Annotated in this window: 8 protein-coding genes; 1 reads left to right on the forward strand and 7 read right to left on the reverse strand. The window is 39.7% G+C overall.

Features of this window, described 5'->3' with window-relative positions; genetic code table 11:
- Positions 1 to 26: 26 nt before the first annotated feature.
- The 6 genes from QL989_RS04070 to QL989_RS04095 form a co-directional block, all read right to left on the reverse strand.
- The gene (locus QL989_RS04070) at positions 27 to 767 is read right to left on the reverse strand and encodes an SIMPL domain-containing protein (RefSeq protein WP_290168449.1); all 741 of its coding nucleotides are present in this window, start codon (positions 765 to 767) and stop codon (positions 27 to 29) included.
- 143 nt (positions 768 to 910) lie between these two features.
- Positions 911 to 1,585, reverse strand: coding sequence for a hypothetical protein (locus QL989_RS04075; protein ID WP_290168451.1), 675 nt, complete (start codon positions 1,583 to 1,585; stop codon positions 911 to 913).
- A 58-nt stretch (positions 1,586 to 1,643) separates the two neighbouring features.
- Positions 1,644 to 2,267 carry a 3'-5' exonuclease gene (locus QL989_RS04080; RefSeq protein WP_290168453.1) on the reverse strand — a complete coding sequence of 208 codons (624 nt, stop codon included), beginning with the start codon at positions 2,265 to 2,267 and terminating at the stop codon, positions 1,644 to 1,646.
- Between the two features lie 5 nt (positions 2,268 to 2,272).
- The gene (locus QL989_RS04085) at positions 2,273 to 4,111 is read right to left on the reverse strand and encodes a DUF294 nucleotidyltransferase-like domain-containing protein (RefSeq protein ID WP_290168455.1); all 1,839 of its coding nucleotides are present in this window, start codon (positions 4,109 to 4,111) and stop codon (positions 2,273 to 2,275) included.
- 140 nt (positions 4,112 to 4,251) lie between these two features.
- Positions 4,252 to 5,976, reverse strand: a complete 1,725-nt coding sequence (locus tag QL989_RS04090; protein WP_109874178.1) for a sodium:solute symporter family protein — start codon at positions 5,974 to 5,976, stop codon at positions 4,252 to 4,254.
- Positions 5,977 to 5,986: 10 nt separating this feature from the next.
- Complete coding sequence (locus QL989_RS04095; RefSeq protein ID WP_008464847.1) at positions 5,987 to 6,250, reverse strand: DUF4212 domain-containing protein; 264 nt, start codon at positions 6,248 to 6,250, stop codon at positions 5,987 to 5,989.
- A gap of 449 nt (positions 6,251 to 6,699) precedes the next feature.
- On the opposite strand from QL989_RS04095, the gene QL989_RS04100 reads away from it, so the two are divergent.
- Positions 6,700 to 10,140, forward strand: a complete 3,441-nt coding sequence (locus QL989_RS04100) for a PAS-domain containing protein (protein ID WP_290168458.1) — start codon at positions 6,700 to 6,702, stop codon at positions 10,138 to 10,140.
- A gap of 42 nt (positions 10,141 to 10,182) precedes the next feature.
- On the opposite strand, the gene QL989_RS04105 is transcribed toward QL989_RS04100, so the two are convergent.
- Positions 10,183 to 12,786 (reverse strand): DUF2339 domain-containing protein, encoded by a 2,604-nt coding sequence (locus QL989_RS04105; protein WP_290168461.1) that lies wholly within the window; start codon positions 12,784 to 12,786, stop codon positions 10,183 to 10,185.
- Positions 12,787 to 12,792: the final 6 nt, after the last annotated feature.

Raw genomic sequence — 12,792 nt, forward strand, 5'->3', positions numbered from 1 at the left:
TAGCTAATAGGTATTTGCGGTATTTGCTATTTTAGTTTTAAATCAAACACCACGTTTATAGATGCTTTAACGCTTATTCTTGCACCTAAATATTGCTGCTGCTTAAATGGGTTCTCGTTAATTCTAGCAGCCATGCTATTTCTGTGGCTAGATAAAACAATGTGCTTAACACCGCTCGCGTCGTAATCTGAGCTACTAGAATTTGCACTAATACTATAAACGTTGCCAAGTTCAGCACCAAAAGACTGAGCGAGCTTATTTCCCTTCGCTTTTGCGTTATCTATTGCTAGTTGTGTTGCCTCTGCCTCTAACTGCTTGACTTTGGAGGATAAGCCATTAATTTTTTTGATATTGTCTATTTGTAAGCGTTGAGCAAAATCAATTAATTCATCGACTTTTTTAATATCTTTTAATGTGACTTTAACTGTTTTCAGAGCTAAATAATTATCGCTTAAAGCAATCCCAGATTCTGTACCAACCTTAGTGTATACCTTGCTTTTTAAACCCGATATATGAACATCGCCTTGTCCAAAATCATACTTATCTAATTCTTCAAGTAACACGCTAACTCGGCCATCAAGGTCACGCTTAGCTTCAAGTAATGTATCTTCAATGCTTTTTACTTCAAATATAATTTGAGCCATATCTGGCTCAACTAATACCTCAGCTGTGCCATGTACAGAAATATGACGATTAGTTGGCACGCTTGAATTAGCAAAAGTAATAAGAGGGAATAAGGTAATAAAAATAGCGGTGATAAGTTTCATATTCGTTCCTTGAAAAAGTGAAATTGTGAATTATATGCCTACACCTATAAGTAATATTCAATAATATTTCAGCTAAATATTTAATGCTTACATGCCTGAGTATCCCCATTAAATTAACTAATTTTTTGGTGATGTCGAGGCTATTATTTTGACTCTGAGCTAACCGTTTTTCCTTTATTTTCGTTAGGTATTAATGCTGAAATATTTTCTTGCGAAATAATAAGTAACTTATTTTGTTTATTATCATAAACAAATAAATTTCCAATTGTTGAGGCTACTATTTGCACATTTTGAAGTTGAGTTACTTTACTCTGAGCTATTGGATAATTTAATGATAAGTGATAACTCATTGTTTTTTCGTTTACTATATCTTTACTATGAAAATGCGCCAATATAGTAGGGTATGTAGGTATTATGAGTGCTAAAAATAATACCGCTGTATAACTAGGTTTCAATAAATAGTACGGGTAACAAAAGCCATAATAAAGTCTTTTTAACACGGTTGTTTTACTAGGATCTGGCATGTGTCCTGAGCGCCAATTTAAATAAATAGCTGTTAAAACGATGATCGCAGTATAAATAGTAATAAGTAAAGGACTTGAAATCAGTGCCAGTAAAAAGTCACTTATTTCAATGAAATTGAATACATCAACAGAGAAGTTATTAATTAAAACGTAAAGATACACAACACCTGATAAACTACCTAATAAGTAAAGAATAGTAAGAAACACACCAAAATTATTGTGAATGTACTTTTTAACTGCTTTGAGGTCATTGTTTAACTGGTTGTAATACTTACTGGCGGCTTCAATCACCATAATAAATCCTTTTAAAAATAATAACTTAGAAAAATAATTGGTAAATACTGTAGTTTTGTTAAATTATTGACCTCAATTGCAGCTCTTTACCACGGCTTATTTGATGGCACTGAGCTAGCAGTAATTCGGCGGTCGCTTGTGCATCGGTAAGCGCATGATGACAATGATAACTTGGTAAATCGTAGCGATTACGGCATTCATTTAAGGTTAAATCATCTAACTTTATATCGCTTGCGTGTTGCAGTAAACGCTTTTTTTCTATTTGTAAGGTATCGATGATCAGCTTAGGCCGCTGGGTGATCCCTGCATTTTTTAGTGCTAACTTTAAAAAGCCCCAGTCGAGCATGGCATTATGAAATACTAAAATGCAGTCACTAAAGTGAGCGCTTAAAGACATTAAAATACTCTGTAGGCTTTGCCCTTGTGCCACCGAGTCAGTACTAATGCCGTGAAAAACAGGGCTTTGCTCTAGACTTTTAACCTCTTTATTAACGATATGCTGCGATTGACTATTCTTGATACATTGATTATCAATCAGTACCCAAGCAACCGAGACAATTTCATGTTGTTTAGGATCAAGCCCTGTTAATTCCAAATCAATCACTAAATAACGTTGCTTTAAAGCACTTTGCGCAAGCAAATGGCGACGCTTTAAGTACCGCGTAATAAGCTGCTTAACCATTATTGTTACAAACTCCCACGCGAAAATTTAAACGCCGCGCCTTGCTGCGCTTGTTTTACTAGGTAAAACGCTTCTTTAAGCTGATGACGCTCTAACGAATTGAGTTTGTCTGGGTTAATACAATTACTAGGTAACCCTTCTTCGTTTATTTGCGTGCGCAGCCGAAGCTGAGTTAAAAATCGCCAACAATCTTTTAAATTATAAATATCTTCTTTGCTTAATAGTGAATACTTTAATAAAGCATCCAACCTCTCTTGGGTGTTAGCACGGCGAATGCCTACTTTTAATGCATAAAGTCGCGCTAGATCGTTAATGATCACCACCCCGCGCTTTTTAAGATCGATGTACTTATGGTGTTGCTCTGTTTTTTCGGTTTTAAAGTTATTGAATAAACCAATCGGCGCACTGTTAGCGTTAACATCGCTGGCCATTGCCGCATAAAAAAGATCGTTGCGAGAAATATGGGTCAACTCTTCACAAAACTGGCTATAGAGTGTGGTTGAGCCTTCAATAAAGCGCAGATCAAAAAAGATTTTACAGTTGAGCATTGCCTGGGGTGTGGGACTGGTGATCCACTTTAAAAACTTCGCCCCCCAATCACTAACACTCATTCGACACGCATCACTGCTAGCCATTATGTTACCAGGACAACGACGAATGCCGCACTCAACTAAGTTTTCACAAACAAATTCGCCCATCTGTTTAAAATATGCGTGCTGTTCATCGTTTAGACCATCAGGTAATAACAAGCCATTATCTTGATCTGAATGCAGTGTTTGCTCTTCGCGCGCTTGAGAGCCAAAACAAATAAAACTAAAACTGGTTGGCGCGGCGCCATGGTGTTGTTGAAATAAAAAAATTAGCCGCGAGGTCAACGCATCGGTTAAACCACTGAGTAACTTTCCGATCAGCGAAATATCATCAATATTATTTGAAAAACCTTTTAATAACTCAGGAATTTCTTTCGCGTAACGTTTTAAATCAGCCACATTATGGGCCTTGTAAATACGACCAATTAGCTGCACTGGGTCGCTTTTTTGTTGGCGTAGTAAGTCTGTACTGGTGATCATTCCTAGCGGTTTGTGGTTTTCGTCAAGCACAGGTAAATGATGAATATTATGCTTAAGCATTAAGTGCAGCGCTGAAAATACGCGGTTATTTTCAAATATAAACTTAGGCTTATTGGTCATAATACTATTGATAGCTTGCGCGGGATCCACTTCATCAGCAAGCACTCGGTTACGTAAATCCCGATCTGTAACTACCCCAACAAGATGCGAATTTTCGGTGATCATCATTGATGAAATCCCATGCTCTTGCATTTTTTTAGCACTATGACGGATGCTGGCATCGGGAGGCAGCGTAATCGCTTTTCGAGTCATGATCTCTGATATTTTACGCTCAGACCAGCTGTCGTTATTGCTTTTATAATGTGATGACAGCAATCGATTAGCATGAGCACGAACAAAGTATTGCTCGAATGCTTTATATTCTCGACGTAAGTAATCAAAATCCGTTTGGTCGAGCATATAGACAATGCCCTCTTTTTGTACTTCTAAACTGTTTTGTATTGAATCTCCCGTCAGTAACGAGGGATAACCAAAGTAATCACCTTGAGTTAAACGCGTTACCGTATCGCCTTGAGCATCCACTAAATCGTATAACCCGGAACGAATTAAAAATAATTTAGGCTGTTCACTGTTAAGCCATTGCGTTTGGTTTTCTCGGGTCAAATAAATACTATCGAGATGGTTAACAAAATAACTGCAGGCGCTGTCCTGTAACATTGAAAATGGTGCTTGCTTGTTAATAAACTGCGCGACTTCCTGTTGCTCACTACTCATAAATCATCCTCAATAAAAAAGCGACTTAACCTGAAATATGGTTATTTAATATAGCGATTATTTAATGTAGTCATTATTTAAACAAATAAAAAGCCCGACTTAAGTCGGGCTTTGATGCGTTATATCATTAGATATATGGATTAGTGAGCATGCGCTTCACTAGACCCTTTAGGATTACGAATACCTTCAACCATTTCTTGAATTTCAACTGGTGTCGGTTGAGTCATTTTCATAACACCTGCAGCTACTGCAAAGTTAATGATCATGCCTACTAAACCAATCCCTTCAGGTGAAATACCTAAGAACCAATTTTCTGGGCTATTAAGCTCTGGACTCACAAACTTGAAGTAGATGATGTATGCAGCAGTAAAGGTGATACCCGTTACCATGCCTGCAATTGCACCATGTTTATTCATTGATTTAGAGAAAATACCCATAATAATTGCAGGGAAGAAGCTCGCCGCCGCTAAGCCGAAGGCAAAGGCAACAACCGAGGCCACAAATCCTGGCGGGTTAATCCCAAAGTAAGCGGATATTACAATAGCAATCATCGCTGCCAACCTCGCTGCAAGTAATTCTTGCTTGTCGGTTATATCCGGTTTGAGTGTCCGTTTAAGTAAATCGTGCGATACTGAGGTTGAAATAACCAATAGTAAGCCCGCTGTAGTCGATAGCGCCGCAGCAATACCACCTGCTGCAACGAGTGCAATAACCCAGGCTGGTAAGTCGGCTATTTCAGGATTCGCTAGTACCATAATATCGCGGTCAACATTTACTTCGTTTGCGCTATTAGGGTCAGTGATTTTACCTGATGTGTAGAACATTTTGCCGTCACCATTTTTATCATTAAAGGTGATTAGGCCTGTGCGTTCCCAGTTTTTGATCCAAGCTGGTGCCTCTGCATACGCTGTACCACTTCCGTCTTTACCATTAATTGTATCAATCATGTTTACACGGGCAAACGAAGCTACTGCAGGTGCTGTTGTGTAAACAATAGCAATAAACACCAGTGTCCACGCTGCTGAAATACGTGTGTCTTTAACGCGAGGTACAGTGAAAAAGCGAACAATTACGTGTGGTAAACCAGCAGTACCCACCATAAGAGCACCTGTAATTGCAAATACATCAATCATGCTCTTTGAGCCTTCAGTGTATTGGCCAAATCCAAGCTCGGTACTTAAACCGTCAAGTTTATCCAATACATACATTCCAGAGCCATCACTTAGCGTGGCACCAAAACCAGTTTGTGGGAAAAAGTGACCTGTTGCCATCATAGAGATAAAAATAGCCGGTACTAAATAAGCAAATACCAGTACACAATACTGCGCAACTTGCGTGTAAGTAATACCTTTCATGCCACCAAGTACGGCATAGAAGAAAACAATGATCATACCGATATAAACACCGGTTTCAATTTCAACTTCTAAGAAACGAGAGAACACTACACCAACACCGCGCATTTGACCCGCAATGTAAGTAAAACAAATAAAGATGGCACATAAAATAGCCACTAAACGCGCTGTACGTGAGTAGTAACGGTCACCGATAAAATCTGGCACGGTAAACTTGCCGAATTTACGTAAGTAAGGCGCTAAACACATAGCCAGTAGTACATAACCACCGGTCCACCCCATTAAGTAAACACTTCCGTCGTAACCCGCAAACGAGATAATACCCGCCATTGAAATGAACGACGCAGCACTCATCCAATCCGCAGCAGTTGCCATACCATTGGCTAGTGGAGGTACACCGCCACCAGCAACGTAGAATTCATTTGTTGACCCAGCACGAGCCCAAATTGCAATACCGATATAAAGCGCAAAGCTTAAACCGACAATTATAAATGTGAGTATTTGAACATCCATTGACTAGCTCCTATTCGTCTACGCCATATTTTTTATCTAACGTATTCATTTTGAAAACGTACACAAAAATCAAAGCCACAAAGGTATAAATCGCGCCTTGCTGGGCGAACCAGAAGCCAAGTTTAAACCCAAAAAAACGTACTTCATTAAGTACATCAACCAGTAATATGCCAAAGCCAAAAGAGACCACAAACCATACTGCTAATAATTTAAACAGTAATGAAATGTTTTCTGCCCAATAAGCTTTTGCTTGTTCTTCATTTTTAAAAGCCATTTTTATTTTCCCCTTTAAACATCACGATTGTGATGGGTGGTTTTTTATATTCGTTAACCAATTTAGCAATGCAATTCAAATATTGAATTGCGACAATAGTCGTAACAACATATTAACGTTTTCGTAAACTGCGCATGATCAATTAATAAACAACTCATGAACCACTTAAATTTCAGTAGCTTAATAGATTTTTATTGCTCAAGTTTTTAGCCAAATTAAAACAAACCGTGGGAATAAGACATTAGTCTAACTAAATAGACAAAAACAAATTAACCCTTAAATATCATAGCTTTATTTTATTTATAGATAACATAAACAAAATGTATACCCCCTACTTTATTTGCAGCTAGGTATTGTTAATAAGCAAACTCCAACTGGCGCTCGCATCTTGAAATAGTTTGGGTATAGTTATGACAAATTATAAAAACACTCTACGAGGTTAAATAAACATGACAGCTGTACTACTCATTGTTGCCTTTGGCTACATAGGCGTGCTGTTTTGGCTGGCAAATTGGGGTGATAAGACCACCCCACTTGCCAAGCGTATTAGTCATCACCCATTTGTGTATTCATTTGCATTGGGAATTTATTGTACTTCGTGGACTTACTATGGCTCGGTAGGTACCGCTGCTACTAGTAGTTGGAGCTTTTTGCCTATTTTATTAGGACCCGCCTTACTGTTTTTTTTCGGCCAAGGCTTTTTACGTAAACTGGTATTGGTGAGTAAAAAACAAAATATCACCACTATTGCCGACTTTATTTCAGCGCGTTACGGCAAACGCCAAACCACTGCAATTATGGTGACCATTATTGCCTTATTGGCCACTATTCCTTACATCGCATTGCAATTAAAAGCGCTTAGTTCTAGCTTTTTACTTTTGCAAAGTAGTAATCAAATATCTGGGGATATTTTGGCGTTATCAGCCACTTTAATGATGGCACTATTTGCTATATTTTTTGGCACGCGCAAAGTTGATGTAACCGAATACCGCTCAGGCTTAATGCTTGCTGTGGCGTTTGAGTCGCTAATAAAGCTGTTTGCTCTGGCTGCTGTAGCAGGGCTTGCAATATATAGCTTATTTAATTTACCCGCAGAAAGTTCTGGCCAAGTCGCCGAGTCAATTTGGCTGCATTGGGCGCAGTTTGACTTTTTTAGCTTTAACTTTGTAGGTCAGTCGCTGATGGCGGCGGCCGCTATTATTTGTTTGCCACGGCAATTTCATGTCACCGTGGTTGATAACCAAGATAAGCGCCATTTATTTACTGCTCGCTGGGCTTTTCCATTGTACTTGTTATTGACCGCTGCAATGATTTTACCTATAGCCACCGCTGCTATTCATCCAGAAATTGGTCGTAGTTTATCACCTGACAGTTTTGTACTGGCACTGCCTATGCTGCACGATAACGCTTTTTTAACCACCTTTGTGTTTATAGGTGGGCTTTCTGCTGCCACAGCCATGATTGTTGTTGCAACGCTTACACTAAGTACCATGATCTCCAACGACGTGGTGCTACCCTTAATGTTGCGTCGTAAATTTAAACGTAATTTAATCACCAGCAGCTATAAATCCCGTATTTTATTGGTGCGCCGCTTTACCATTGCTGGGGTGCTTATTTTAGCCTACTTCTATCAGCAATGGTTTGGTAGTGGCAGTGCGCTGGCCAGTATGGGGTTAGTGGCTTTTTCATTGGTGTCGCAATTATTGCCTGCTATTGTGGGTGGGTTATATTGGAGAAAAGGCCATGCTTACGGCGTTTATGCTGGGCTACTCGCAGGGGTCATTTGTTGGGTGCTATTTTTAATGCTACCTATTTTAGAAGCCCCTAACCCACTAGACAGTGAGCTACAGCAAACGCTTATAACTAGAGGCACCTTAATTGCGTTGTTTGCTAATATTGGCTGTTACATTAGCTTTTCCTTGGGAGCTGAAGAGCGCTTAATTGATAAAATTCAAGCGGCGGCATTTGTTAATCCCAAAGATCAGGCCATTTTATCTCGTCGCTTAAATAAAAACGTAAAAGCCACGGTATACGACTTTAAAATTTTACTGCAAACCTTTTTAGGCATTCAGCGTAGCCAACAAATTTTATCGCATTACGCACTTCATCATGATTTAAACGACAACAACGCACACCCTCGCGCTGACTTTATTGCCTACTGCGAACGCGCACTAACTGGTGTATTGGGTGCTTCCTCTGCGCAAGCACTTATTCATACAGTATCATCTGGGAAACGCATGGCGTTTGAAGAAGTGGTAAACTTTTTTGATGAAACCACACAGGCACTGCAGTTTAATCAAAACTTATTATTTACTTCACTAGAAAACTTAAGCCACGGACTCTCTGTGGTGGATAAAGATCTCAACCTCGTTGCTTGGAATAAGCGCTACAGCGAAATGTTTAATTACCCTGAAGGTTTTTTACAAGTTGGCCAGCCCATTGAAGAAATAATTCGCTATAACGCAGAGCGCGGTGAATGCGGCCCCGGTGAAATCGAGCGCCATGTTGATAAGCGTGTTCAGCATTTAAAAAATGGCAGTTCACATCACTTTATTCGCCATCGTCGTAATGGCCAAGTTTACGAAATGATAGGCAACCCACTACCTGATGGGGGGTTTGTAACAAGCTTTTCTGATATTACCAATCATATTAGTACGCAAAATGCGCTCGAAGAAATTAATATGGACTTAGAAAACCGTATTGAAGCGCGTACCCAAGAGGTGCAAACCATTAATAGTAACCTGCAAGCACAAATCGATAGTCGCGTACAAACAGAGCAAGCACTTACTTTAGCCAAACGCGAAGCAGAACAGGCAAATGATAGTAAAACCCGCTTTTTAGCACTGGCTAGCCATGATATTTTACAGCCGCTCAATGCGGCACGATTATATCTCGCCGCCATTGATGAAACTCAGTTAGATAGCACCAATAAAAATAACTTTAATAAGCTAGGTGATAGCCTCGATTCCACCGTGCATTTAATGTCGGCTTTATTAGAAATTGCCAAGCTAGAGCAAGGGGCGATGACCCCAAGTCCTCGTCACTTTTGCATTGATGATATTTTAGACCCCCTTAAAAGCGAATATGCGATTTTATCGAGCGATAAAGGACTTTCATTTAAAGTGCGTTCAAATAAACAAATAGTACACAGCGACATTACTTACTTGCGCCGAATACTACAAAACTTGCTGTCTAATGCGATTAAATACACCGAAAATGGCCGTGTATTAATTGCTTGTAGAAACAGAAAACACAGTTTACGGATTGAAGTATGGGATACCGGCCCTGGCATTAGCGATATTGAACAAGCAAAAATATTTAACGACTTTTACCGAATTGAAGCGGGCGATAATAAAGGCGTTGGCTTAGGTTTAGGGGTGGTTAAACGTATGGCTGATTTATTGAGCCTGCCGATTGATGTGGTTTCATTACCTAATAAAGGCAGCCGATTTAGCATTGAAGTGCCTTTTGGTGATGCGCAATTAGTACAGCAAAAACAAACCAGTCAAAATATAGTCGACAACCGCGCCGCGATAAATATTATTGCCGTTGACGACGATCCTGAAAACCTTGCCGCCATGGCCAGCCTAATGAAGCGCTGGCAGGCAAATTACACCCTATTCGATAGAGTAGACGCGGTGTTAACTTATGCAAAAGAACAGAGGGCACCTGATGTTATTTTAATGGACTATCAATTAGGTAATGATTGGGATGGGATTACATTAATTAAAGCGCTACGCGAGATTTGGCAAAGCGATATTCCGGCTATTTTAATTACCGCAGTACGTGACACTGAGCTAAAACAAACCACCAAAGCCGAAAATATTCATTACCTGAGTAAGCCAGTAAAACCAGGCAAACTTAAAGCACTGCTAAATCACAGTACTTGACGATTAATAAGAGTTTAAGCCCAGTAAGTACTGGGCTTAAACTTAACTATGACTGCGCTTTCTGAGTTTTTGGAACAACCAACTAAGCCCAACCAGCGACAACCCTAAACCAATGAAGGATAATGCTTTTAGAAGCCCCGTTAAGTTTGCCATATCAATTAAAAACACCTTAACAATTACAGCGCCAAGAATACCTAAACCAACATTTTGCAGTAACCGTTGCTGTTTTAAATGCCCGGCTATCACCACCAGTGCACCCAGTAATAACCAAATAACCGAATAGCTATATAGTTCGGCATCACTGGTTGCTTTATCAAGATAAATGAAGCCACCTTGCCAATATTGGCGGATCAAGGTATTGATAGCTAACAGGGCTAATAAACCAGACACACCGAGTGTAATTTGACTCAATTTAGCATTAAACGGTTTAACTAAACTCGCTAACCATAACGCCAGCAGGCTCGGTACCAACCAAATTAAAATCACCCAGTTAAATATTGGCGTTTCACCAACATAAAGACGCATTAATAACGGATTATCATCCAACGTTGTATTGATTAATAACAAGCCAGCTAACGCTGATAAAATCAAACCTGCAGTGCGGTATAACTTACCCAGCTGCCCAGCACTTTGCGCGCGATATAAATAAACGCAGCCTAAAGCAAGCAAGTTACAACTGAGCAAAACTTGCTCATAAAAACTTAAAGAAAACAGCTGAGGGTAGTGCCCTACCAGTTGATAACTGGTTTCGGTTGTCACAAATAACGCTAAACAATGCAGTGCTGCTCCTTCAAGCCATATTTTTAGTTTTGAAGTATTAAAACATTTAGCCGCTGCAAAAAATAACCCTATACACAGCGGGTAAACAACTAAGCTCCAATGCAAACCAAATATGCTTAGCTCATCATAACTAGGCGTCCACGGCGATAAGGTAAGGCGTAAAAGTAATGCTGCCACAAGGGCTTTTATTGGCCAGTGTGGCATAGCCACATTGTATTTTTTTATCAGTAAGCTCAGCAGTAATACTTGAACAGCCAGTGCAATGGTAAGGCCGCTATCACTCAGTAACATTGTAATTGCTAAGGTGATATTGGCGTTTGCCCCCACCCAATAACTAAAACGCTGCCATAAAGTTGTATTATTTTGTGTAAATTTAATTAACACCGCACTCATTAAACATAGCAATACCGCCCAAAGTGGATAAGCGGTTGCTAAAGCCGTATTTGGGATCAGCGCATACAAAGTGCCCACCAATACAAACACGTTTAATGAAGCAAGCAAATGAAAAGCTAATCGTTTTGGGTATTTATTACCAAAATAGAGTCCATAGCCACTTAACCCCAGAGCAAGTAATAAGCCTAATCCGTATTCATTTTTAAAAATAAATAACGCATCATCAAAGGCATAAGTTTGTTTAGCACTGACCACTAATAACAGTGCAATTAATAAAGAGACAGCCTGCCATGCATCCCAACGGCTATTTTTTAGCACTAAAAATAGTAACAAAGCGATGCCTAACAACGCCACAATTTGCCACTGAAAATTAAACAGACTCAACAGCATGGCAATCATTAAAGGAGCAATAAATGCTATTAATAATCCGTGATCTGGAAATAAGTTAACTAACCGTTTAAAGCTGTGTGGGCGTACTTCAAGGGTATTAAAGCCCAAGCCTAAACGTGCAATAGCGATTAATCCTAAAATACTTAACAACGCAAAAGCGCCTATTAACCACACTGTGTCGTAGTTAAATAGAGTGAGTCCAACCAAGTACCAGCCAATATGCCCTACCCATAGTAAATACCACAACCACACTCGCTGTACTTTATGTGCCACAACTGCTGCGGCAACACTCACAAGGGCAACATAAATAAGCAAAGAAAATAACTGCCCACTGCCCGTATTTACCCAAACAGGGACACTGTAAGCGCCTATAATGCCTATTACAGCAAGTAAAGGGCCTAGCTTTATTGCCATTGCACTAGCACACACAGCAATAACTGCTAAGCCAATAAATGCCCACTCAGCACTTAGCATGCTAAAGCTGTTATAGGCCAAAAACATTAAGGCAAAACAAGTCATAAAGCCGCCACTGGCAAGGGCTGCAGGAATGTAATTATTAAAGCCTTCAAAAACGATACGTTTATAATGTAAATAATACGCAGCTGCAATTAAGCCAATGCCAAATAATCCACCGGCACTGAGCCTCATTGCAGGTGAAAGTAGCCCCGCCTCTAAACTGTATTTTGCTAAAAACACGCCACCTAAAGCCAAAGCAATAGCACCAATCCAGGTCATCCAATTTTTCTCGAAGCCTGCACGTAATTGTTTAAAAAGCAGTTCAATACTCGATGGTTTTTTAGTTATCGTTTTACGAGGTGGTGGAGGTTTAATGCTCGCTGGTTTATTAACAGCAGCAGGAATATCTGAGCGGTTTAGAGGTATTGCGTTATCTACTTGAGGGTCAGCGGAGGATTTTTCATTTTTTGCTGCATTTGAGCTTAACTCGAACTGTAATAGTTTTAGTTTTAATACTGCAACCTCTTGTTTAAGGGTGTTCAATTGCACTAAGGCCACTAATCCACAAATAGCCCCTGCAACAATCGCAATAGATACAATAATTGCTAATCCGATTAACTCATCCATACAGTC

Source organism: Pseudoalteromonas sp. APC 3224, assembly GCF_030407535.1.
GTDB lineage: Bacteria > Pseudomonadota > Gammaproteobacteria > Enterobacterales > Alteromonadaceae > Pseudoalteromonas.